At 33.4% G+C, this 25,128-nt stretch carries 25 protein-coding genes; 11 read left to right on the forward strand and 14 right to left on the reverse strand.

The window, feature by feature from the left end:
* Positions 1-190: 190 nt before the first annotated feature.
* From BXU11_RS14565 to BXU11_RS14580, 4 genes are all read left to right on the forward strand, one after another.
* A complete protein-coding gene (locus tag BXU11_RS14565; RefSeq protein ID WP_024980814.1) occupies positions 191-850 on the forward strand; it encodes a YggS family pyridoxal phosphate-dependent enzyme in 660 nt (219 codons plus the stop codon).
* 74 nt (positions 851-924) lie between these two features.
* Positions 925-2,286 (forward strand): exonuclease domain-containing protein, encoded by a 1,362-nt coding sequence (locus tag BXU11_RS14570; protein ID WP_078213072.1) that lies wholly within the window; start codon positions 925-927, stop codon positions 2,284-2,286.
* Positions 2,287-2,298: 12 nt separating this feature from the next.
* Positions 2,299-3,219 carry a tRNA (adenosine(37)-N6)-dimethylallyltransferase MiaA gene (miaA, locus tag BXU11_RS14575; protein WP_078213073.1) on the forward strand — a complete coding sequence of 307 codons (921 nt, stop codon included), beginning with the start codon at positions 2,299-2,301 and terminating at the stop codon, positions 3,217-3,219.
* Between the two features lie 173 nt (positions 3,220-3,392).
* Positions 3,393-4,133 (forward strand): acyl-[acyl-carrier-protein] thioesterase, encoded by a 741-nt coding sequence (locus BXU11_RS14580; protein ID WP_078213074.1) that lies wholly within the window; start codon positions 3,393-3,395, stop codon positions 4,131-4,133.
* Positions 4,134-4,169: 36 nt separating this feature from the next.
* Here the strand turns inward: BXU11_RS14580 and BXU11_RS14585 are convergent, their stop codons facing one another.
* The 13 genes from BXU11_RS14585 to BXU11_RS14645 form a co-directional block, all read right to left on the reverse strand.
* Entirely contained in the window at positions 4,170-4,886 is a 717-nt protein-coding gene (locus BXU11_RS14585; protein WP_078213075.1) for a response regulator transcription factor, read from the reverse strand.
* A 3-nt stretch (positions 4,887-4,889) separates the two neighbouring features.
* Positions 4,890-6,473 carry a sensor histidine kinase KdpD gene (locus tag BXU11_RS14590; protein ID WP_024980819.1) on the reverse strand — a complete coding sequence of 528 codons (1,584 nt, stop codon included), beginning with the start codon at positions 6,471-6,473 and terminating at the stop codon, positions 4,890-4,892.
* 79 nt (positions 6,474-6,552) lie between these two features.
* The gene (gene coaE, locus BXU11_RS14595) at positions 6,553-7,128 is read right to left on the reverse strand and encodes a dephospho-CoA kinase (RefSeq protein WP_078213076.1); all 576 of its coding nucleotides are present in this window, start codon (positions 7,126-7,128) and stop codon (positions 6,553-6,555) included.
* Positions 7,129-8,133 (reverse strand): glycosyltransferase family 2 protein, encoded by a 1,005-nt coding sequence (locus BXU11_RS14600; protein WP_078213077.1) that lies wholly within the window; start codon positions 8,131-8,133, stop codon positions 7,129-7,131.
* Between the two features lie 57 nt (positions 8,134-8,190).
* Positions 8,191-8,997 carry an enoyl-ACP reductase gene (locus BXU11_RS14605; RefSeq protein ID WP_078213164.1) on the reverse strand — a complete coding sequence of 269 codons (807 nt, stop codon included), beginning with the start codon at positions 8,995-8,997 and terminating at the stop codon, positions 8,191-8,193.
* Positions 8,998-9,082: 85 nt separating this feature from the next.
* Positions 9,083-10,273: an enoyl-ACP reductase FabV gene (fabV, locus tag BXU11_RS14610; protein ID WP_078213078.1), complete on the reverse strand. Its 1,191-nt coding sequence runs from the start codon at positions 10,271-10,273 to the stop codon at positions 9,083-9,085.
* A gap of 93 nt (positions 10,274-10,366) precedes the next feature.
* Positions 10,367-12,019: a DNA repair protein RecN gene (recN, locus tag BXU11_RS14615; protein WP_078213079.1), complete on the reverse strand. Its 1,653-nt coding sequence runs from the start codon at positions 12,017-12,019 to the stop codon at positions 10,367-10,369.
* Between the two features lie 53 nt (positions 12,020-12,072).
* Complete coding sequence (locus BXU11_RS14620; RefSeq protein ID WP_024980824.1) at positions 12,073-12,963, reverse strand: DUF4835 family protein; 891 nt, start codon at positions 12,961-12,963, stop codon at positions 12,073-12,075.
* Between the two features lie 61 nt (positions 12,964-13,024).
* Positions 13,025-14,266 (reverse strand): bifunctional phosphopantothenoylcysteine decarboxylase/phosphopantothenate--cysteine ligase CoaBC, encoded by a 1,242-nt coding sequence (gene coaBC / locus BXU11_RS14625; protein ID WP_024980825.1) that lies wholly within the window; start codon positions 14,264-14,266, stop codon positions 13,025-13,027.
* 8 nt (positions 14,267-14,274) lie between these two features.
* A complete protein-coding gene (locus BXU11_RS14630) occupies positions 14,275-14,592 on the reverse strand; it encodes a DNA-directed RNA polymerase subunit omega (RefSeq protein ID WP_024980826.1) in 318 nt (105 codons plus the stop codon).
* A 9-nt stretch (positions 14,593-14,601) separates the two neighbouring features.
* The gene (locus BXU11_RS14635; protein ID WP_024980827.1) at positions 14,602-15,396 is read right to left on the reverse strand and encodes an outer membrane protein assembly factor BamD; all 795 of its coding nucleotides are present in this window, start codon (positions 15,394-15,396) and stop codon (positions 14,602-14,604) included.
* Between the two features lie 138 nt (positions 15,397-15,534).
* Complete coding sequence (gene dapA / locus BXU11_RS14640) at positions 15,535-16,410, reverse strand: 4-hydroxy-tetrahydrodipicolinate synthase (RefSeq protein ID WP_078213080.1); 876 nt, start codon at positions 16,408-16,410, stop codon at positions 15,535-15,537.
* A 17-nt stretch (positions 16,411-16,427) separates the two neighbouring features.
* Complete coding sequence (locus tag BXU11_RS14645; RefSeq protein WP_078213081.1) at positions 16,428-16,946, reverse strand: hypothetical protein; 519 nt, start codon at positions 16,944-16,946, stop codon at positions 16,428-16,430.
* A 47-nt stretch (positions 16,947-16,993) separates the two neighbouring features.
* Between BXU11_RS14645 and BXU11_RS14650 the strand changes: the two genes are divergently transcribed.
* The 6 genes from BXU11_RS14650 (at position 16,994) to BXU11_RS14675 (ending at position 23,695) form a co-directional block, all read left to right on the forward strand.
* A complete protein-coding gene (locus tag BXU11_RS14650) occupies positions 16,994-17,773 on the forward strand; it encodes a 5'-nucleotidase C-terminal domain-containing protein (protein WP_078213082.1) in 780 nt (259 codons plus the stop codon).
* A gap of 27 nt (positions 17,774-17,800) precedes the next feature.
* The gene (locus tag BXU11_RS14655) at positions 17,801-18,721 is read left to right on the forward strand and encodes a bifunctional UDP-sugar hydrolase/5'-nucleotidase (RefSeq protein WP_024980831.1); all 921 of its coding nucleotides are present in this window, start codon (positions 17,801-17,803) and stop codon (positions 18,719-18,721) included.
* A gap of 259 nt (positions 18,722-18,980) precedes the next feature.
* A complete protein-coding gene (locus tag BXU11_RS14660; RefSeq protein ID WP_078213083.1) occupies positions 18,981-20,270 on the forward strand; it encodes a DEAD/DEAH box helicase in 1,290 nt (429 codons plus the stop codon).
* A 328-nt stretch (positions 20,271-20,598) separates the two neighbouring features.
* Entirely contained in the window at positions 20,599-21,156 is a 558-nt protein-coding gene (locus BXU11_RS14665; protein ID WP_078213084.1) for a hypothetical protein, read from the forward strand.
* 140 nt (positions 21,157-21,296) lie between these two features.
* Positions 21,297-22,622: a hypothetical protein gene (locus tag BXU11_RS14670; protein ID WP_078213085.1), complete on the forward strand. Its 1,326-nt coding sequence runs from the start codon at positions 21,297-21,299 to the stop codon at positions 22,620-22,622.
* 194 nt (positions 22,623-22,816) lie between these two features.
* Positions 22,817-23,695: a glycosyltransferase family 2 protein gene (locus tag BXU11_RS14675; protein WP_078213086.1), complete on the forward strand. Its 879-nt coding sequence runs from the start codon at positions 22,817-22,819 to the stop codon at positions 23,693-23,695.
* A gap of 181 nt (positions 23,696-23,876) precedes the next feature.
* Here the strand turns inward: BXU11_RS14675 and BXU11_RS17710 are convergent, their stop codons facing one another.
* Entirely contained in the window at positions 23,877-24,044 is a 168-nt protein-coding gene (locus tag BXU11_RS17710) for a hypothetical protein (protein WP_189318538.1), read from the reverse strand.
* A gap of 143 nt (positions 24,045-24,187) precedes the next feature.
* On the opposite strand from BXU11_RS17710, the gene BXU11_RS14680 reads away from it, so the two are divergent.
* Complete coding sequence (locus BXU11_RS14680) at positions 24,188-24,874, forward strand: porin family protein (RefSeq protein WP_139363518.1); 687 nt, start codon at positions 24,188-24,190, stop codon at positions 24,872-24,874.
* Positions 24,875-25,128 lie beyond the last annotated feature (254 nt).

Genomic DNA, 25,128 nt, shown 5'->3' on the forward strand with positions numbered 1-25,128 from the left:
TGACGAACTCAGGCTTATTTTTTTTTAAAACAAATCGATTACACATTGGCACCAATACTAAATGGTTAAATAAAGAATAAAATTAAACACCCCATAAAAAGAAGACCCTACTCCATGCGTAAAAAGAGCTATTAATTTAATAAGTTTGCTTAAGGGTAACAAAGCCGGAAGATCTATAAAAAATCACATAATGCCAATAGCTGAAAATTTACTAAAAATAAAGGAATCACTTCCAGAACAAGTAACACTAGTAGCGGTTTCAAAAACCAAACCCGTATCAGATTTGATGCAAGCTTACAATGCAGGACAACGTATTTTTGGCGAAAATAAAATCCAAGAAATGGTGGATAAATGGGAACAAATGCCCAAGAATATCGCTTGGCATATGATTGGTCATGTTCAAACTAATAAAGTCAAATATATGGCGCCCTTTGTTTCACTAATTCACGGTGTAGATAGCCTTAAATTATTAGTAGAAATCAACAAACAAGCGCTAAAAAACAACCGAATTATTGATTGCTTATTACAAATTTATATCGCCGAGGAAGAATCAAAATTTGGTTTGGACGAACAAGAATTACAACAACTCCTCTCCTCTCCTACTTTTACCCAAATGAAAAACATTAAAATTGTTGGACTCATGGGGATGGCAACCTTTACCAATGATCAAAACCAAATCAAAAAAGAATTCACCCACTTAAAATCTATGTTTGATAACATACAAAAACTGGAAACTACAAACTGCCAACTGAGCACTATTTCTATGGGAATGTCTGGCGATTACTCATTAGCTATCGAATGTGGTAGTACTATGGTTAGAATAGGAAGTAGTATCTTTGGCGGTAGATAATTATCAATGATTCTAGATTAAGGATATATGATGTATAAACTGATTACTATAAACTGAAAACTGAACACTGAATTTTGTACGCAATACTTGACATAGAAACCACAGGAGGACAATTTAACGAAGAAGGAATCACCGAGATTGCTATTTATAAATTTGACGGTCACGAAATAGTAGATCAATTTATTAGTTTGGTTAATCCTGAAATCCCCATACAGCCTTTTGTGGTAAAATTGACTGGGATTAATAATGCCATGTTAACTTCGGCTCCTAAATTTTTTGAAGTCGCCAAACGTATCATCGAAATCACCAACGATTGCGTTTTAGTAGCACACAATGCTAGTTTTGATTGTAGAATATTACGAACTGAGTTTCGTCGTTTAGGCTATGATTTCAACATCAAATCATTGTGCACTGTTGAGTTGTCTCAAAAATTACTACCCGAACAACCTTCACATAGTTTAGGAAAATTAGTGCGAGCACTTGGTATCCCAATGGCTGACAGACATCGTGCGAGTGGCGATGCATTGGCTACCGTAAAACTCTTTAAACTTTTATTAGAAAAAGATATTGAAAAAACCATCATCAAACAGTTGATCAAAACTGAAATTGAGAAAGGAATCGCACCAAAACTCTTAGATATTGTTCAAAATATGCCCTCAAAGACGGGGATCTATTATATTCATAACGATAAGGGCAACCTGATTTATATTGGTAAAAGCCGAAATATAAAAAAGAGAATTAACCAACATTTTACAGGAAAATCAAACAAGTGCAAGAAAATTCAAGCCGAAGTATTTACCGTAACGTATGAAGAAACCGGAAGTGAATTGATTGCTTTACTCAAAGAAAGTGAAGAAATCAAAATCAACAAACCCATTTTGAATCGTGCCCAACGTAAAAGTATTTTTCAATTGGCACTCTATTCCGAAAAAGATAAAAATGGCTACTTGAACCTAAAAATTCAAAAATACGATGGGCGAAAAAAAGAAATTACATCCTTTTCATCCTTGCAAGAAGCTAAAAACACAGTTCTTAAAATTACATCCAAATATCATCTTTGCCAGAAATTAACCGGACTATATCAAACTAAGAAAGAGTGTTTTCAATATACTATAAAAGAGTGTGATGGCGCCTGTGTTGGCGAAGTTTCAGCGGAAGACTACAACCAAAGAGTAGAACTTTTCATAAAAGAGCACGACTTTGAAAGTCAAAACATGATTATTCTTGACAAAGGACGAAAGTATAGCGAACGATCTGCGGTGCTAATAGAAAACGGAATTTACAAAGGCTATGCTTTTTATGACTTAAATTACCAAATCACAAATCCGGAGATATTGGCTAATATTTTAATTCCGATGCAAAACAATCGCGATGCTAAAAACATTATTCAGAGCCATATTCGAAAAAGCAAAACACTGAAAGTGATTCATTTTTAGAGATTCAAAACAATGAAATATTTAATTACTATTGTGGGGCCAACAGCTATTGGAAAAACAGCTTTAAGCATTCTACTGGCTCAGCATTATAACTGTGAAATTGTTTCGTGCGATAGTAGGCAATTTTTTAAAGAAATGCGTATTGGGACGGCGGTACCTTCACTTGAGGAACTCAAATCGGCTCGGCACCATTGTATTCAAAACAAATCTATTTTTGAAAATTATACGGTTGGAGATTATGAAAAAGAAGCGCTATCAAAAATAGACGAATTATTTACGACCAATGATTATGTGGTTTTGGTAGGAGGTTCTGGGCTTTATGTTGACGCGGTTTTAACAGGTTTCGATACTTTTCCTGAAATTGACCCTGCGGTGCGAACAAGGATTCAATTACAGTATGAAAAAGAAGGTATAGCTTATTTACAAGAGCAACTAAAGGCGCTAGATCTCTATTATTTTGAAAAGATAACGCTTGAAAATCCCCAAACATTATTGAATCCTCAGCGGATGATGCGTTTTGTTGAAGTGTGTATTGGTAGTGGAAAACCTTATTCTTCTTTCTTAAATCAAAAGAAAAACAACCGAAATTTTACCCCGATCATCATTGGTCTTGAAGCCGAAAGAGCTCTTATGTACGACCGCATCAATCAACGCGTGGATATCATGATCGAGGAAGGTTTAGTTGAAGAAGCTAGAAGTTTGTATCCTCATAAAGCCTTGAATGCTTTGCAAACGGTGGGTTATAGAGAGTTATTCAGCCATTTTGATGGCGAATGCGAGTTGGCATTTGCTATTGAGGAAATAAAGAAGAATACCCGACGTTTTTCTAAACGACAACTTACTTGGTTTAAACGAAAAGAAAATACTAAATGGTTTGATTTTACAACCGATAAAAATGTTATTATCGAACATATTGACTCAAAAATGACATAATAAAAAATCCCAAATGCTGCTCATTTAGCCCCGACAGAAGGGATAAACCTTGTGCGCCGGGGTTCGGCGGACAAGTTTAGGAATGATGGCGGGTACGATGTTTATTAAAATGCCGAATGTTTTGCTCCTAATTTTTACGAATACACTTTGTTTACCTCTTAAAACTTTTTTGAATGCCTATATCCCCAAATTTCTCTTCGATCTTGTCTAAAGACTGGGAGATCAATTTTACACAATGTGCGCCTAATGGCTTTTTGAAATATACGGAATTATGCAATTTGTTGCAATTGACTGCGGCGGCACACTCAGAATTGGGTGGTATTAGTTTTGCCGACATGCAGGAGTTTCACCAAGCGTGGGTCTTGAGCAGAATGCGGGTTGAAATTGAGTCTTTACCTAAATGGGGAGACACGGTAACGGTGAGTACTTGGATAAATTCTCTCGAAAATTCGCGTTCCGTACGGGCTTTAGAAGTACATGTTAACGGAAAAAAAATTGTAGGATCAGAGACGTTTTGGGCGGTTTTTAATACTCAAAAGCGTCGACCTGAAGCCTTGGCCTTGCCTTATGAACATTTTGAGCTGTATCCAGATAAAAAGGCTACAAAGGATAGTTTTTCAAAAATTGACATTCATCACGAAAAAGAGATTTTGTTTGAAAAAACGGTTTGTCTTTCAGATTTGGACATTGTAAACCATGTTAACAACGTAAAATATTTTGAATGGTGCCTTGATTTGGTGGACACTGAGCTTATTTTAAAACAAAGATTGGATAGTTTTGAGATGAATTTTTTGAAAGAATTATCACTGAAGGATTCGGTTCAAATTCACGAAAATAGCAAAGAGGAGGAAACTATTTTTTCTATTACCAAAGAGGGCAAAACCTGCTTTGCGTTGCAATTACATTTTAAATAAAAAAAAAGCTTCGAAATGTTTCGAAGCTTTTTTTTGTTATGCTGTAGTGTTACTTTTTACTACTAGTCTAAATCCTTCACCGTGGATGTTTAAAATTTCAACATCTTCGTCTGGTTTTAGGTATTTTCTTAATTTGGCGATGTACACGTCCATACTTCTTGAAGTAAAGTAGTTATCATCTCTCCAGATTTTGGTCAAGGCTAATTCTCTTGGCATCAAATCATTTTCATGAAGAATTAGCATTTTAAGCAATTCATTCTCTTTTGGTGATAATTTCACTGGCTCATCGTCTTGAAAAGTCAAAAATCTCAATTTTGAATTCAAGTGGAATTTACCAATATTGAATTCAAATTGAATCTGATCTGTTTTAACTTCAGAAGATTTTCTTTGAATGATGGCTTTAATTTTCATTAACAATACTTCTGAGTCAAAAGGTTTGTTAAGGTAATCATCGGCACCTGCTTTGTAACCTTTCATCACATCTTCTTTCATCGTTTTTGCGGTTAAGAATATGATTGGCACTTCGCTGTTTTTTTCACGGATTTCTTTGGCAAGTGTGTATCCGTCTTTGTATGGCATCATTACGTCTAAAATACAAAGATCGTAACTATCTTTTTTAAACTTCTCAAAACCTTCCATTCCATTTTTAGCTAAAACAACCTCAAAGTCATTTAGCATTAAATAGTCTTTTAAAACAGCTCCAAAATTCAAATCGTCTTCTACAAGTAGAATTTTTTTATTTACATTTTCCATTTGCTAATTTATTAGTGGTATTTTTATTATAAAGGTACTCCCTTTTCCTTTTTCACTTTCTACGTATACTTGACCGTTATGGTCTTCTACTATTTGTTTTACATAGGCTAATCCAAGACCGTGCCCTTTTACATTGTGCAAATCGCCCGTATGCTCTCGATAAAATTTTTCAAATACTCTTTTTTGAGCGGCTTTGCTCATCCCAAGACCATTATCTTTAATTTTTATTAAAAGCATGTCCTTGATGTTTTCGGTATAAACATCAATTTTAGGTGGCCCTTGGGTGTATTTGATCGCGTTTTCTAAAATATTCACAATTACATTGGTGAAATGAAAATCATTTAATAAAACCGTAGTTCTATTGGCACCAAAATGCAATTTCAAACTTCCTTCTCTGTCTTCCAAAATCAAATTAACATGTTCGATAGCATCCTCAATGATTTCTTCTGCATTAGTGGACTCTTTAATAATATCCAACTCCTTTTTTTCTAATTTCGAAATTCGAAGTACGTTTTCTACTTGAGCATGCATTCGTTTGTTTTCTTCCCGAATCATTCCAAGGTACTTAAACACTTTTTCTTTGTCATCAATAATCTTTGGATTCCGAATTGCATCTAAAGCTAAATTTATCGTAGCAATAGGTGTTTTAAATTCATGTGTCATATTATTGATGAAATCGGTTTTGATCTCTGAAATTTGTCTTTGACGAATCAATTGATTCAAAGCCGATGTATAAGCAATCAAAATAATCAACGTAAAAATGACCGATAAAACGGTAATACTTACCAACTCTGACAATAAAAACTTCTTTTTATTTGGGAACGTTACCAATAACTTATACTTCTCTGTTCCTTCATTATCGGTAAAAATCGGCGTTGTATACGTTGCATTTTTCTCGTAGGTAAAATTCTCAGATCGAATTTTGGTTGCTAATCCATTACTATACACCCCAAATTCAAAATGAGTATTAACCCCATTTGCTTCCAATTCTTTTTTAATCAATTTAGTAAGAACGTCATTCGATACTCGCTCATGTATCGGCAAAGCAGCAGCAAAATCTTTATAGGTAATTTCTAATTGGGCATTATCTAAAATTGCTAAACTACCTGACTTTTCAATTTTCACATCAGGTATTAAACTTTTTTGATAGTCGTAATCATCAATACCATTGTTATTATAAATCTCCGTCTTTCGCTTGGAATTAAAACTTTTAAATTTTAAATCATCTTTTTCACCTGAAGAAAAAGTTGGATTAATATTATAGTCTTCAGAAATAATACTATTGGAATACACAATAGTTTTATTGGTTTTTTTATTCTTTTGAACTAGGGTGAATTCCAAAATATCTTCACGTTGAGGAATCTTACCTGTACTATCTTTTAGTTTATTAATGTTGTTGTAGAAATTATAAGCTTCTTGCTTTTCGAGTTTTTCGGCTACATTTCCAATTACTTGTTTGACATGAAATTTAAATTGCTCATCGTTATTGTTAAAGGAAGAGTTAAACCAATACACTTGAACAAGAATAATCCCAATTAGGGACAAACTCATTAACAATACCAATAATCTAAAAAACATTCTATTCATGCCACAAAATTAACATTTTAACAATATAATAAATAATGCATTAACCAAATATTAACAATTAATCCTCAAATTGTTGTTTCTATAAAATATTAAGAATTTTAACAACTTGCTTTTCTGTATTAACAAGGGAGTCATTATTAATTACAAATTGACTTTTTTCGAGGCGTTGTTCATCCGTCCATTGCACCTTCATCCGTTGAAGAATTTGTTCTTTGGAAGCAGCATCCCTGAGCATAACTCTTTGAATTCTAACAGATTCAGAAGCAACAACAGTGATTACAGCATGACATTTAGTATCGCCACCACTTTCAAATAATATGGCCGATTCATAAATTACGTAGTCAAAATTTTGATGATTTTCTAGCCAAGAAGCAAAGTGTCTGGCCACTGCGGGATGTACAATAGCATTTAACTGTTGTAATTTATCTTTGTCTGAAAAAACAAGAGAAGCTAATTTTTTACGATCAAGAACACCATTTTCAAATACAGTTTGTCCAAACGCTTTTTGAATGGCTAATAGAATACTAGGGTCTTTCATGACCTCTTTCCCAGCTTCGTCAGCAATATAAACAGGTAAACCATGCGCTTTAAAAATAGTCGCTACAGTTGTTTTACCGCTTCCAATACCACCTGTTAAGCCAATAATTTTGGTCATTTAAAGTTTAAAAAAAAGTTCAGGAAAAGCCTCCTGCGGTTTTTGTTTCAACACAATGATTTTTAAATACGAAAGCAAAAAACCTGTACCATAGCCCCAAAACTGTTTCCAAACGGCTACTACAGACAAATATCCAATTTTAATGTTTTTGTTTTGAATAGAAGAGGTAATAAAAAGCACCAGAAAATAAACAAAGTACAATTGCAGTAAAAAATCAAAATGTTGACTGAACAAATACAAAAAAACTGACAGTAAAAAGCCTAGTATAAATAGACTTGGAAAAAAGAAGGTCAATTTATTGTATTTAGGATACCAGCTGTTTAAAATTGGTCTTGCTTTTCCAAATTTATTAACTTGGATTGAAAATTTTTCCCAATCTATTCGACGTTTATGATACACGTAAGCCGAAGGAATCAATTTAGTATCAAAACCTAATTCCCATAAACGAATCGATAAGTCGGGATCTTCACCAGGATGAATATTACCAAATCCTTTAGATAATTCAAAAGCCTTGCGCGACAATCCCATATTAAAACTTCTTGGCTGGAATTTTCCAATTTTTTCAGAACCGCCACGAATACCGCCAGTAGTTAAAAAAGAAGTCATGGCAAAATTGATTGCTTTTTGAATGTCCGAAAAACTATCTAATGCTTTATCCGGCCCACCAAAACAATCTACATAGTGCTCTTGCAATGAATTAGACACTTCCTGTAAATAGTTCGAAGGAATAATACAATCCGAATCAAAAATGATAAAATAATTTCCTCTTGCTTTTTGCATACCAAAATTCCTAGAATCACCAGGTCCTGAATTGGGTTTAAAATAGTATGAAATATTCAATGAAGTAGCATATTTTTCGAGAACTTCCTGACATCGAATTGTTGAACCATCTTCTACAATAACAATTTCATAAACGTCTGGGTACTCCATTTTAGTTAAACTCATTAAAAGTTCATCAATTTCATCAGGACGATTATAAACCGGGATTATTAACGAAAAAAACATATAAAAAAAGTGGTATTAAACTTGTTGTTACTTTAAAAAGGGATGCAAAGATACTATTTATTCAAACATTTCCATTATTTCTTGACTGACTCCTACATTAGAAAATCCGCCATCGTGCATTAAATTTTGCAGCGTAACTTTTCGGGTAAGATCAGAAAAAAGTGTGACAGTATAGTTGGCACAATCCAAGGCAGAAGCATTGCCTAAAGGAGCCATTTTTTCAGCATAGTTGATAAAACCATTAAAACCTTTTACTCCATACCCCGCTTTGGTTGCTGTGGGAGATTGCGAAATGGTGTTGACTCTAACTTTGGACTTCTTTCCAAAAAAATAGCCAAAACTACGCGCTATAGACTCTAAAAAAGCTTTGTTATCTGCCATGTCATTATAGTCAGGAAAAACGCGCTGAGCTGCCATATACGACAAAGCTACGATACTCCCCCACTCATTCATGGCGTCTTTATGGTACAAAACCTGTAACACTTTATGAAAAGAAACAGCCGAAACATCCCAACCTTTTTGAGTAAAGTCATAATTCTGTTGCGTGTAATGATTGCCTTTACGCACATTGACAGACATACCGATAGAATGTAACACAAAGTCAATCTTTCCCCCTAAATGTATCATTGCTTCCTCTACTAAATTTTCCAAATCAGCTACCGATGTAGCATCAGCAGGAACAACTAGCGCTCCGGTTTTTTTCGCTAAAGCATCTATTGAACCCATTCTAATAGAAGCAGGCGCATTACTTAATACAAAAACACCACCTTCTTCATGGACTCTCTCAGCGGTTTTCCAGGCAATAGAATTTTCATCTAAAGCCCCAAAAATAATACCTCTTTTTCCTTTCAATAAATTGTACATATCTTGTGATTTTTTTCCAACAAAAAACACCTTATTTGATTTTACATTACATAAAACAAATAAGGTGTTACTCTTTTTTTATCAATTAAACGATACTTGAAACATTTACCATTTCGTTAGTATCCGCTTTATAATCTACTTGATCAAACTCGAAGCCAAAAAGATTATAAAAATCATGACGGTATCCTTCAAGATCACCAATTTCAGCAAGGTTCTCAGTAGTAGCCTGAGGCCATAATTCAGCAATTAAGGCTTGAACATCTTCACGCATTTCCCAATCGTCAATACGAATACGTCCTTTGTCATCAGTAGCAATTGCGTTTCCAGTAAACAAACGCTCGCTATACAAACGCTGTATTTGTTCAATACAACCCTCATGAATTCCTTTTTCTTTCATGATTTTGTACAACAAAGAAATATATAGTGGAATCACTGGAATAGCTGAACTCGCTTGTGTTACTAGGGCTTTATTTACAGAAACAAAAGCTTGTCCGTTGATTTCTTTTAAACTATCGGCAATAGTAAAAGCAGTAGCTTCTAGATGATCTTTTGCACGACCAATCGTTCCTTTTCTATACACAGCTTCCGTTAATGAAGGTCCTATGTAAGAATATGCTACTGTCATTGCACCATCAGCCAATAAATTTTCAGCTTTTAAGGCCTCAATCCACATACTCCAATCCTCTCCACCCATCACAGCTACAGTGTTTTCGATATCATCACCCTCACAAGGTTGAATCGAAATTTCAGATACATTTCCTGTATGAAAATCAACGGTTTTATTTGAATATACCCCGCCAATTGGTTTTAATGTAGAACGATGCAACACGCCAGTTACTGGATGTTGACGCACTGGAGAAGCCAAACTATACACCACTAAATCTACTTGACCTAAATCCTTTTTGATTAAATCTAAGGCTTGTTGTTTTACTTCATTTGAAAAGGCATCACCGTTAATACTTTTGGCATACAAACCCGCTTTATGCGCTTCTTTTTCAAAGGCGGCCGAATTGTACCATCCTGGCGATGCGGTTTTCCCTTCTGCTGATGGTTTTTCAAAAAACACACCAATGGTAGCTGCATCAGATCCAAAAGCACTCGAAATTCTAGACGCTAATCCAAATCCTGTAGAAGCTCCGATAACCAACACTTTTTTGGCTCCTGCAATTGGTCCTTTTGATTTGATGTATTCTATTTGATTTTTTACGTTTTGTTCGCATCCTTCTGGGTGTGATGTCAAACAAATAAATCCTCTCATTCTTGGTTCAATAATCATAGTATTGGATTTTCTTTTTAAAAATATAAAAAGCTATTAATAAAATTTTGAATTGAAATTGCTTTTATTGATCGGCAAATATAGCCCATTTTTTTAGTTGAGCAAGGCTTTGGCGTGATTTAAAGCGGATTCAGAAATGGAGGCTCCCGAAAGCATTTGTGCAATCTCTACCACTCGTTCTTCTTCCGTTAGTAATCGTAATTCGGAGGTAGTTCCTTCTCCAACCGTAGTTTTGAGTACTTTAAAATGAGAATCCCCTTTTGCTGCAATTTGTGGCAAGTGTGTGATAGCAAAAACCTGCATCGACGCACTCATTTGCTTCATAATTTCACCCATTCGAATGGCAATTTCACCAGAAACACCAGTGTCAATTTCATCAAAAATCAAGGTAGGCATTTTGGAATACTGTGCTAAAATTGCTTTTACAGCCAACATAATTCTGGACATTTCACCACCTGAAGCTACTTTTTTAAGCAACCCGAAATCACCTCCTTTATTGGCCGAAAACAAAAATTGCAATTCGTCTTTTCCATTGGCAAAATAAGTAGCACCAAAACTCAAATCAATATTAAAACGAACATTTGGCATACCTAATTTATCTAGAATAAAAGTAAGCTTCTCTGTTAATATTGGTATAGAATCCATTCTTTTTTCATGAATCGCTGTAGCCAATACATCAAGCTCTTCTTCGTTTTTAGCAATAGTAGCTTTTAGCAATTCCATTTCAGACTCTAAATTACTAATTGACAACAAAGATTGATCTAATTGCTCTTGAATAGCCAATAGTTCAGCTACAGAATTGACTTGATGTTTTTTTTGTAAGTTATAAATCAACTGCAGTTTTTGATTGGTGTACTCCAATTTCTCAGGATCATTCAAAAGCTGCTCAGACTGTTGATCCAATTCGCTACTAATATCATCAAACTCAATAATCACACTATTGATTCGCTCTAGCAATTCTTGATATTTGATCCCAAAAGGTGCAACGCGTTGTAAAGAAGATTTTATTTCTTTTAAATGATGTAAAACCCCGATTTCTTCTTCATTAGCAATCAACAAGCATTTGTCTATTGCTTCCTTTATCACTTCTACGTTATTTAATCGTTCAAAATCCTCTTCCAATACTTCTTGCTCTCCATTGACCAACTTGGCTGACAATAATTCTTCTAACAAAAAAGTATGGTATTCTTGCTCTTTGATCGACTCTCCTTGTTTTTTCTGCAATGAAGCCAATTGCGATTTACTAGATCGAAACACTTTCATCACCTCTTGATAGCTCACAAGTTCAGATTTATTATTTGCAATGGCATCAATAATTGCAAACTGCACTCCTTCTTCAGATAATTCTTGGGTTTGTTGCTGGGAATGTATATCGATCAAAAACAAACTCAATTCTTGTAATTCTTGAAGATTAACCGGACTATCATTGATAAAAGCACGTGATTTTCCAGAAGGTAAAATCTCTCTACGAATGATGGTTTCATGCTCATAATCTAAATCATGTACCTCAAAAAAAGGCTTAAGATTATATTTTGATATCTCAAAATGAGCTTCAATCACACATTTTTCGTTGGCATTTTTCAAAGAGGACAAGTCAGCTCTCTTTCCTAACACCAATCCTAAAGCGCCTAAAATAATAGATTTACCGGCACCAGTTTCTCCTGTTATGATAGAAAAACCAGAAGTAAAATCAATAGTTAATTGATCAATTAAAGCGAAATTCTTTATAGAAAGTGAAATTATCATTACAATAGGTTTTGAATACAGCTATTAATATAAGGCAAATATAAAGGAAAAAATCAGTACTTAATTTGCCCCCATTTAGTAGCATTCATTGGGGAAATTTTATTTAAAGTTTCTAACAAATCTGAAACAGTGATACTTGGACCACCTGAAAATATAGAAGCAATTTCATCCGCCTTTGCATCAAAGAAAACACGTGTCAAAAAAGCATTTGGACGAGTTTGATGGACTTTAGACAGATTTAAAATAGAAGTCTTTACTTTTTCTTTAGACAATTTCAAATCTGAACTCATTCCATCTAAACCTTGGTGATATTCAATTAACGCTTGACGATATGCTGCAAAAGTGGGTGATAGTAAATCATTAATCAGAAAAAAACGATTCTGCGTACCATCGGACTGACTCCATCCTTTGTAGCTACCTTGTTGAGCTACGTTTAAAATATTTTGTGCCGTCTCAAGATAGGAATTCCCACCAAAAGACTTAAACGTATCCATATTTAAACCCAAAATAATATAACTGTAATAGGCCAACACCGATACTAAATTAGAGTCGAAAACATTAGGATTATACACTAAGTTTTCAAACTCCACATACTTAAAATTAAAGTCTTTATCGTTATAATTAAATATTGGAGAACTATAAGTTGAATTAAATACCAAACGAGAAGACTGTACTTGTATTGTGCCTGAGAACTGATCAGAAGAAACCGCTGATAACGTAATAAACATAGAGCATTTTATCTTTTCATTTTGCTTTAATTCCTGACCAGTCCAATCGGTTTTGTTTACAAATTCATTGAGTGCAATTTCTAAATTCTTTATCAATTGCTGATTGGTATTGGTTACTTTTTGCGCATTGATTACAACTGAACAATTTAATTGCTGGGCATACAAAAAACTAGCATTGAATAGCACTAAAAAAAAGAAGCATAAAGATCTGTACATAATCAAGAGAATTTGTAAATTAAAACGACCAAAAAAACAAAAAAGTATATCTTTAGTAATGCTATTTCACTACTAAGTGTTCGCAAACCATCTTCATTATATCTTCTGCCACTGCAACTTTAGATTTTAATTCCATTGGAGTTATAGTACTATTTTTATCAATAAAGGTAACCTTATTCGTGGATTTACCAAAACCAGCTCCTGCATCTTGTAAAGAATTCAACACAATCAAATCAAGATTTTTCTTTTGAATTTTGAGCTTGGCATTTTCAATTTCATTTTCAGTTTCTAACGCGAAACCTACTAAAAATTGTTGTTGCTTAATACCTCCTAAAGCCGCAAGAATATCTTGTGTTTTTTCAAGTTCTAAAACAAATTGATCTGTGTTTTTTTTAATTTTTTGAGTTGCTACATTTTTAGGTCGATAATCTGCCACAGCTGCCGCTGCGATGGCAACATCAACAGTAGGAAAAATTTCCATGCAAGCATCGTACATTTCTTTTGCCGAAACAATTGGAAAAAGACGTATGGAATCATACTCCGTTTGACAATGCGTAGGTCCAGCAACCAAAAAAACTTGAGCCCCTAAAGCAGCTGCTCTGTTCGCAATATCAAAACCCATTTTTCCTGAAGAATGATTACCTATAAAACGAACTGGATCAATAGCTTCATAAGTTGGTCCAGCAGTAATTAAAATTGATTTTCCACGTAAGGGTAACTGCTTTTCAATATCTTTTTCGATAAAAGTAAGAATGTTTTCAGGTTCAGCCATACGACCTTCACCAGAAAGTCCACTAGCTAACTCTCCACTTTCAGCTGGAATCATGATATTCCCATAAGATTGTAACTTTTGAAAACTCTGAAGTGTCGAAGGATGCTTGTACATATCCAAATCCATTGCTGGCGCAAAATAGACAGGGCATTTAGAGGAAAGATAAACAGCAAGTAACAAATTATCACAAGTGCCATTCGCCATTTTTGACAAAGTGTTGGCCGTTGCTGGTGCGATAACCATTATATCGCCCCAAAGTCCAAGATCAACATGATTGTTCCATAACTCTTTGGCTTCTGGATTATGATCAACAGTATCGGCTACTTCTTTATCATAAAAAGTAGAATATACTGGGTTTTTGGATAAAGCGGATAATGTTAATGGGGTTACAAAATCCTTAGAAGCAGGTGTCATGACCACTTGGACTTGAGCACCTGCTTTTATAAATAGACGTACTAACGAGGCGGTTTTATAGGCAGCAATTCCACCAGAAACACCTAGTAAAACCTTTTTGCCTTTTAAAACAGACATCAGTACTATTATTTGTTTGTATCTCTGTGGTAAATTTTACCGTCTAACCATTCTTGTACGGCTAATGCGTGAGGTTTAGGTAATTTTTCATAAAATTTAGAAACTTCAATTTGTTCTTTATTTTCAAAAACTTCCTCAAGACTGTCATTATAAGTAGCAAATTCTTCAAGCTTTTCTGTCAATTCTTTTTTAATTTCAGAATTGATTTGGTTTGCTCTTTTAGCCATAATGGTTATTGCTTCATATACATTACCAGTAGGTTCTTCAATTACAGTTTTATTGTAGGTAATTGTATTTACTGGAGCATTCGTCTTCTTTAAATCCATGACTTTATTTTATTTAGTAAATTTTTGTAACTCGTTTTCAATTTTAGCCAACATTTCATCAGCTTTTTCTTTATATTCTGTATCGGCTTTATAGCGTATCAAAGTGGCATGAGCCAATTTGGCTGCTTGCAATCTTTCTTCCATTTTTTGCGAAATACTATTGATTGCTAGGTTATATGCCGAATCTAATTTATAATATAAAGCTTTCTCTTTATAGGTAGTACCTGGATAATCAGCAATAAAATTATCTAATGAAATCAATGCTGATTTGTAATCCATAATTTTATTATACCCAATAGCATTTTCATAAACCTTCTTTTCGATCTTTTCGTTTAGCGTACGCATCGTTGCATTAGCTTCTTTTAAATACTCCGAATTCGGATAATTATCTATGAAATTCTGCAACTTTTCAATGGCTTTAAAAGTATCCACTTGATCCAAACTGTACACTGGAGAAAGCATAGAATAACATTTTGCTCCTAAAAAAGAAGCTTCTTGCACTTTCTCACTTCTAGGATAATTAGAAGCAAAACTTTCAAACTGATACCCAGCTAATACATATTGTTTGGTTTTGTAATAGGCTTGAGCATACATATAAAACATTTTCTCGGCCTGTGGCTTTCCACGATACGCTGGTGCAATTTGTTCAAAAAGTCGAATAGATTTAGAATATTTACCTGCATCATATAGCTTCTCAGCTAACTCATATTTCACTCCAACATCCTCGGTTTTTAAAGCTTTTTGATATTCTCCGCAAGAACCCAAAACTAGAGCAAGAATTAACAATGCAACTATTTTCTTCATTTAATTTTCTTTTTATTACAATTTAACACCAAATAGTTAAAAATCAAACACAACTTTGGCTGGCAAATTTAGTTATTAATTTAGCGACTACAAAATATATTTTTATTTAAAAAAAAGCTTACTTTTTAAAGTGCCTTTTTAAAACTTTTTTACAAAATCATGAATTCTTTTTGAAAGATTCTCATCAACCGAAACTAATGGAAGACGCACCACATTCTCTGCAATGGCTAATGCTTTAAAAACTTCTTTAATTCCTGCTGGATTGCCCTGTTCAAAAATCATATCAATACTATCTGCTAATTTATAGTGTAACTCAAACGCAGCATCTACTTTTTTATTTAAACCAAGACGAATCATTTCTGAAAATTCTTTAGGAAAACCTTGCCCAATTACTGAAATCACTCCTGCTCCACCTGCTAAAACCATCGGCAAGGCGATCATATCGTCACCGGAAATCACCAAAAAATCTTTCGGTTTGTGTTGAATAATTTTCATAGCCTGAACCAAATCACCAGCCGCTTCCTTTATACCTATTATATTAGGAAAATCAAAAGCCAATCTCAGTACTGTTGAAGGCAACATATTGCTTGATGTTCTGCCTGGTACATTGTACAATAAAACTGGGACAGGAGAAGCTTCGGCTATAGCTTTAAAATGTTGATAAATTCCTTCTTGGGTTGGTTTATTATAATATGGAGAAACCGACAGTATTGCCTGAAATGCAGATAAATCTCTAGTCTTTAATTCCTCAACTATTTGCAATGTATTGTTCCCTCCTACCCCTAAAACCAAAGGCAACCTGCCGTTGTTTGCAGTAACTATGGTTTCGATAACTAATTCTTTTTCTTGAGCGCTTAAGGTCGCGTTTTCAGCTGTGGTTCCCATAACCACTAAGTATTCGATTCCATTTTCAATAGAATAGTTTACTATAGTATTTAAAGCCTCAATATCAACGGAAAAATCTGACTTAAAAGGCGTGACTAAAGCAACACCGGTGCCTAATAATGCTTGCATAATGAAAATAAATGGTATTAGTTTGTATTAATTTGTTTCAAAACTCGAACAAATTCTTGCACGAATTGATTGTAATTGTTTGCATTTGTATTGATCATTAGATCATTCAACCTTTGGTTTGCAGCGTAAAAACCAACTTTAAACCGAGCTTTTGACTGATAAGTAATCCACTCGAGCAATCCATTGCTAGTTTCGTAGTAACTTAATAGGACATCAAAAGGATTTTGAACAAACTCATTGACACATTTCTCTTGAATTTTCATGTCGAAACTAACACTATTCCAACCAAAAACTGGATATTGACGTACTGACTTCAAATCTTTTGAGTTATTAAAAGCCAATACAGCAATGTTGTCACCATGAAATCCTTTCTCAATTAAGGCATTTATCAAAGCACTAGTTTCAGCAAAAAAAACCTCATCCACCAATATGCCAATCGTTTGTACCTTTTGTTCTACAGTAAACCCTCCTGATTTTAACAAGCTATTTTTTAACTTCTTTTTTAAGTAAAAATCTTTAAGATAATTGAAAAACATACTACTTTTACGGTGGCACAAAATTAATTAATAAAGTCACATTATACATGGTAAAACTAAAAAACTATATTCGAATTTTTAAACTTTTTGTTATATCCTTAACATTTTTTTCAATATTTTCATGCGCTTCAAAAACTTATCAAGTAACAAAGATTGAAGGCAAAAGAGTGTCTGTTACTAATGCTTTATCAACTACCGAAAGTATTGAAAACTACATTAAACCTTACCGCGAAAATATTGATAAAGATTTAAACACCGTTTTAGCCTATTGTCCTGAAACACTAGACAAAAGTAGCGGCAAATGGCAAACTACAATTGGTAATTTAATGGCAGATGCTTGTGTGGATCGAGGCAATATTATCCTAGAGGCAAGAGAAAATAAAAAAATAGATATTTGTTTATTGAATCACGGTGGTATTCGAGCCGCATTGCCAAAAGGAAACGTTACTACAAGAACTGCCTTTCAAATTATGCCTTTTGAAAATAGTTTGGTAGTCATTACTTTAAAAGGAGAAACCGTACAAGAATTGATTCAATATTTTATCAAAACAAAAAAACCACAACCCTTGTCGGGACTTACTTTTACCATAGACAAAAACGAGCAAGCCAAAGACATCAAGATAAATGGAATCCCTTTTGATCTTACAAAAGAATATCAGGTAGCTACTAACGATTATCTTGCAAGCGGAGGTGACGAGATGAGTTTTTTCAAGAAAGGCATCAAAACTTACGATTTGAATTACAAACTACGCAATGTGTTAATTGATTATTTTAAAATGATAAAAACGATACCGGTTTTAAAAGACACTCGAATTACAGAAGAATAACTATCAGTTGTATCAAAAAAATAAATTATGAAAAGAAGAGATTTTATTCAAAAAACTGCTGCTAGTTCTGCTTTATTAGCCTTACCAAGCTTGCCATTATTAAGTTTTTCAAAACCTGATATAAAAAAAATCACCATACTACATACCAACGATGTACACAGTCATATCGATCCATTTCCAGCTGATGATCCTAGAAATGCTAATATGGGTGGCGTTTCAAGAAGAGCAGCTTTAATTGATTCAATCCGAAAAGAAAATCCTAATGTCTTGTTATTAGATGCTGGCGACGTTTTTCAAGGCACTCCTTACTTCAATTATTATGGAGGTGAATTAGAATTGAAATTAATGAGCATGATGCAGTACGATTTGGCTACTTTAGGCAATCATGATTTTGATAATGGATTAGAAGGGTTTTATGCCCAAATGCATCATGCTAAATTCGATTTTATTTCTGCTAATTATGATTTTAAAAATACTATTTTAAACTCACACATCAAACCTTATAAAATATTCCACAAAGATGGGATAAAAATTGGCGTTTTTGGTTTAGGAATTGAACTTCAAGGTCTAGTGGACAAAAAAAATTACAAAGAAACAGTGTACCTAGATCCAGTTGAAATCGCTCAAGACATGACACGTATTCTTAAACATGAACAGAAATGCGACTTGGTAATTTGCTTATCACATCTAGGTTACGATTACAGAAAAGGTGCTGATGATGCTAAAATTTCAGATATAAAATTAGCTCAAAAAACTCAAGATATTGATTTGATCATTGGCGGACACACTCATACTTTCTTAGAAAAGCCAACCATTGTTAAGAATGCCATTGGCAATGAAGTCTTAGTCAACCAAGTGGGCGCTTATGGAATCCACCTTGGACGCATTGACTTTTATTTTGATTCCAATAAACAAAATACCGCTAAAGGAAGAGCGATCGTTGTTTAACGATAGCTACAAAAATCAATTAAAATTCTACAAAGAAATACCTGTTATTGGGTATTTCTTTGTTTTAGAAAACCACCTCAACCAAACCTCACCATCTATACTTTTATATTGAATACCTCAGCAATATAAGAGACCAACACAAGTAGAAACATCTCTAAACAGTTAAAATGCTAGAGCTTTTCAAATTAAATCAAAAGTCATAACAGACAACTTTAAAGAAGTGATCTAAAAAATAGAATTTACTTCAACAACACACCATATGTCATTTAACTCATTAGGTCTATCTGATGCTTTATTAAAAGCCATCAGCAAAAAAGGATACACTACCCCATCGCCAATTCAACAAAAAGCTATTCCTCCAGTTTTAGAAGGCAAAGACGTATTAGCATCTGCACAAACAGGAACAGGAAAAACTGCGGGTTTTACGTTACCCATCTTGCAATTATTATCTCAAGGCCAACACTTACGACACCGCCCCATTAGGGCTTTAATATTAACTCCAACTCGAGAATTGGCAGCTCAAATTCTTTCCAACATCAATGAATACAGTGAGTTTTTAGATTTACGAAGTGCAGTTATCTTTGGAGGTGTCAATCAAAATCCTCAAGTTAGTCAATTGCGTCAGGGTGTGGATATTTTAGTAGCAACTCCAGGACGTTTAATTGATTTACAAAATCAAGGCCTAATATCACTTTCCAAAGTAGAAATTTTAGTTTTGGATGAAGCAGACCGCATGCTCGACATGGGTTTCTTGCGAGATATTGAACGCATTTTAAAGATACTTCCTGTAAAAAGACAAAACCTAATGTTCTCGGCAACCTTCTCCAAAGACATTAAGAAATTGGCTATGGGTATTTTGCACCACCCTGTTCAGGTCGAAGCTACTCCAGAAAACACAACAGTAGAAGCGATCATTCAAAAAGTATTTCCAACTGCAAAAGAGAAGAAAACTGAATTAATTATTAAACTTATTTCCGAAGGCAACTGGAAGCAGGTTCTAGTCTTTACCCGAACTAAACAAGGCGCCAACAAGCTCACCGAAAGCATGATTAGCGCTGGTATTAAAGCTGCTGCTATCCATGGCAATAAAGGGCAAGGAGCTAGAACCAAAGCCTTAGCGGGTTTCAAAAACGGAAGTCTAACCGCTTTAGTTGCTACAGATATTGCAGCTCGTGGTTTGGACATCCCCTTGTTACCTCATGTTGTTAATTTTGAATTACCTAACATTCCCGAAGATTACGTGCACCGTATCGGTAGAACTGGACGCGCTGGAGCCAATGGCGAAGCGATTTCTTTATTTAGTCCTGACGAAACTGTTTTCTTACGAGATATCGAGAAATTGATTGGCATCAAACTGCCCAAAGAAAACATTAAAGGTTTTGAACCCGATCCCAATGCCTCTACCGAGCCCATCAAACAAGGACAAGGAAGACAACAGCGCCACTCTACTCCAAAAAAACCAAAAACAGATACTCCAAACAGAAGTAGTTCTACTAGTTTTGGTACGAGACGTCCTTCTCAAAATAATGACAGACGTTCTAATAGATAAGTAATTGATATTTTTCTTAGGAGCAGAAGGATTTCGTTTTTTGAAGAAAGCCTCCTCCTGCTATACTCTACAATCCTTGTGAGGGCTAAACGCAAGCCCTCACAAGGATTTTCGTTACTATCGGGAATAGGAAACCCAAAACCTTTGGTTGGAAGTATAACCCGAAAAGAAACAGTTTTTATCTTTTTTTGTAAGTAAATTTTGTTATATTTGAAAAAACAAAAAGATTTTTTTTTTGCTTAGCTACCCTGGTTGTTGGTGAGTAGTTAAAAAATTGTTTCGCTTATACACTAGTTATAGGGCATTTTATAAGACGACTAACAAACAAATGACAGTAATAAAAAAGACAATTGAATTTAAAGTTTCTGAGTCAGTTGACCTGAGAAAAATGACAATAGGTTATTTTCAAAAATCGGGCTTTAAGAACGTAGACAACAAGAACACTAACAATAGAATAATATTTGAACGTGGTTCAATGTCGTCAAATTTGTGGACGTTTAATCCGCTGAAATGGAAATCGACAATCGACATTGAAATTAGCGGACAACACGTTAAGGCAAACTTTAATATAAATGCGACAGGTCAAATTCCAACAAACAAAGACGAATTGCTTTGGGAAACATTCATTGGCAATTATCAGAAATATTTGCTTGACTCAAAGTTTGACTTCCTTGCTGAGAACTCAAAGAATTTAAAAACAACTAAAAGAAAAAATTTAGAATATATATGTTGGGCTGCACTTGGTGGACTAATTGGCGGACTACCAGCAGGACTAATTGCATATTGGACAGGAATAAATTCAATTGTTTCTGTTGGAGCAGTAATGGGAGCTCTTACACTAATGACAAAGAAAATCACTGACGACAAAAAGAAAAACGCCCTATAACACACGCTACAAGCAAGCTGGGCAATTGGCTTAATTTGAAAATAGTTTATATTTAACACATTTGTTTTTAACCGAAAGATTACGCATCTTTAATCCCAGCCTGCGTGTAGCGCGGGAACGTTGTACTATATTATTAAAAAATGGACTTCATAAAAAACATTCAAAATTGGAAAAAATTCCCAAGTATAGAAACTTTAGGCTATTTTAGTCCTTTAGGAAACTATATTTATCTGAACGAATATATTGATGAAAAAGATTTTGAAAAAAGTTTAAAAAATCCTCTTTTAGACAGGAATAGATTTAGTGTGTTTATTCACGAATATCAGCATTATTTGGACCAAGTAAGCACACTTTGGGGTGTAAAGAATATTTATAAAATTTATAGAGCTTTTGATGCAGCCATAATGCCAGACGAATATAAGTTCTTCAAATTTAGAGACTTAAATTTAGAATTAAAAAGGAACTATTTTTTAGATTATTATACAGAAACATATAATCATATAGTTGGTGATTACCAAAATAGATGGAAATTTCAGATTACATCTGGATTAAGATTCGACCACAATGGAAACGTTAATGAAGACTGTCCAATACCATTTATATCTTTCGCAACAAATCAAGATGTAAAAATAAGTAGAGTTCCAATAAGTGTAGTTTCGCTTTTGGAAACAACAGCAACTAATGCTGAATATGAATTTCAAATAAGTGCAATTTCTAACCTTGAATCACCACATAGAGAATTACAACTTTCCGCAATCTCAAAAAAATTAGAAAACAAATTATATCATCCTGAACTAACGCTATATTCTGCAGCAGTTCATTTAACATCAGTCAATCTTAAAATTGACAATCCTATAACCGCTTATAAAATATCTTCGCTTTTCGCGAAAATAGCATTAAATATTCCTACTTCCTTGTTTTCATCAATAACAATTCCGAATGAATTTAACTCAACAGATGAATGGAACAAGAGAAGTAAAAAGATGGTTGAAAATTTAGACCGTGGATTTACATTTTATTTACTGATTCGCAATTATGTAGATAAGTTTGGAGTTTATAATGATACAGAAATTGACGTCGAAAATATCCTTTCAGCATCAGATCTTCCTGAAGAAAAAGAGCTGCTAAAAATAATTTCTGAAGAAATTCAAAAACTAGACTACGATACAATCCTTGAAGGGAATAATTTTAATCGTATGATAATAGAAAAGGTCTTTTTTGGTTCTAAATTCAGAGAACAAACCGGAATTGGACAACAAAATGAAAGAGAAAATTTAACAGAGTTTATTAGAGATAAATTTCATTTAATATTTAATTCAACTTATTTTGAATATGAAGATTTAGAACTTCAACCAATTTTCATGAAATCAATGAAACAAATGGATTTAACCAGAGAAGAATGGTTTAGATTATATACTTTTTGCGAAAAAAGAATAGACAGCTTTAATGAAGTATGCGGAATATAACATCGTACAACACACGCTACAAGCAAGTTGGGCATTTGGCTTAATTTGAAATTGGTTTTGTATTTGGGATGATTTGGCAAATCCGAAAATAGGGCTTAATTTAGTCCCAAACCCGCTGTAGCGCGAGAACGTTAGCAGTAATCTTGCCAAAAAACAGGAGAATTCAAAAATAACTAATTACACAGAATTCATTTATGACAATGATAAGTCGGTTGGGATTTAAACCAAACAAAATAAAAAATATTAAATCAGAAATACTGAAATCAACAAATGAAATTACAATCGTAATTCCAGTTAAGAATAATCAAAAAGGAATTGAATTATTTTTAGAAGAATTTTTAAAAACTCAAAAAATAGAAAATTATCCTAATGAGATAATAATAGTTGACAATAATTCTGAACCAAGTTTAAAAATCGAAAAAAATAATTATCCTTTTTCTCTGAAAATTTTAAGTTGCACTAAAATTGAACCTGCAAGCGCAAGAAATTTTGGAGTTAAAAACTCAAGAACAGAATGGATACTTTTTACTGATAGCGATTGTATTCCAACTGAAAATTTATTAATAGGATATTTGAAAAAACAAAATAATTCGGTTGGATACGCTGGAAATATTATTTCTGAAAGTAGCGATTTAATTTCAAAGTATTATGAAAATCAAGAAATACTTATTCCACCAGAAGTTTATGAAAAAGGAAAAGAACCAAGACCAGATTATTTAGTAACAGCAAATTGTTTGGTTTGGAAAAAAGCGTTTGAAATCGTTGGAGGTTTTAATGAAGAAATTAAAATTGCAGGGGGTGAAGATATTGATTTAGGATTTAAACTTTTAAATATCGGTCAGCTTTCATATGCTTTAGAAAGTATTTCAAAACATAATTTTGGAGGTGGAATAAAAGATTTTAAAGAACGATTTATTCGTTATGGATTTGGAAACAAAATTATAAGCGAAATATATAATTTAGATTTAGAACCAAAATTATTTAAACCAAATAAAAAAACTTTAGCGAATTTTTTTTTAGCGTATTTACAATATAAGTGGTTAAAAAAAGGATATAAAAAGAAAATTAGTTAAACAAAAAAGACTACTGCCAACAGTTAGGGTTTCGTTGCGGCTGCAAGCCGAACAATGAAACCCGTGTAGAACGGAACCGCTCTACTTCCATGACACTATGGGTTTATCGAAAAAATTTTATAGAGAATACAAGAGGCAACTGCGCCTCTTTTTTTTGGAGAGTAGGTTTTCATTGGTTTTTCTAGTGTTTTCCTTTGCTTTTAAAAATTCGAGAGGTAAAACCAAGCGATTCAAGGGAGAGGTACTCTACGAAAGCTTCGATAAAACGAACAGGATTATCAAGAGTAATTGTATCTTCTAAACTACTTATTTGCAGTTGATGACGGGAGATTCCTTGTATGTGTTGCATTATTAAACATACAACTTTTCTTTCTTATCATAAACATTTTTGACTACTTTTGGTATAACAATAAGCGGAGGTTTTTTCACAGACTGACGTTGGGCGATATTTTACCAAAAAAAACAGAAAACAAAAAACAGAAAACAAAAACTATGAGAAAATTATTTTTGAGCATTTCATTTCTATTAATTTCATTTCTAAATTATTCACAAAATTCAAAGATTAAATTTGGAATTCAAGCAGGATTAAATTATTCAACATTATTAGGATATGATGTTCCTAAAGAATTTAGTCCGCTTTATTCTGAAAGTCCAGCATTTGCTTTTTTAGGAGGAATAAATTTTGAATATCAAATTAAAGAAAATTTGAGCTTAAAATTTGAGCTTAATTACGAACGAAAAAGTCAAAAAGCAGAGAATAATATTGAAATTAGAGATATTAATGGATTTATTGAAAGTTATAATTTCACATCGAAAAAGAATTATGATTATTTAGTTTTACCAATAATGATAAAATACAGTTTTAGTAACAATAACAGTTTCTATGTAAATGGTGGGCCCTTTATTGGTTTTCTATTAAAATCATTTGGAACTAATGATTTAGAAAATATTGATGGACTAAATAATGATTCTGTTGATACTACAAATCTTAACAACAAAACCGATTTTGGATTATCTGTTGGATTAGGAAAAACCATTGAGATAAACGAAAAAAACTCAATTTTTATAGAGATTAGAGAAAATCTAGGTTTGACTAATACAAGTAAAAATAAAGTTTGGGGAAATGGAGAGGCAAGAACTAATTCATTGAATTTAATAATTGGATACCAGTTTAACTAGATATTTAAAAAGCATAAGTTATATGAACTAAAAACTTCGATCTACATTCTATTACTGTTAATCTTTTCAAATTGTTCGAATTCAGAAGATTCAGCAACAAACGCATATAAAGGATTATGGATAATAAACAGTATTACACCAGAAATTCCATCAGATCCAAATCTGCCTGATTGTCGAATGATGAATGATCAAATTTTTTTTGATGGTTTAAATAATATGACATGGAGTTATCCAAAACCCTAACGCGCGGATTT

The sequence above is a fragment of the Flavobacterium sp. LM5 genome (assembly GCF_002017945.1).
GTDB lineage: Bacteria > Bacteroidota > Bacteroidia > Flavobacteriales > Flavobacteriaceae > Flavobacterium > Flavobacterium succinicans.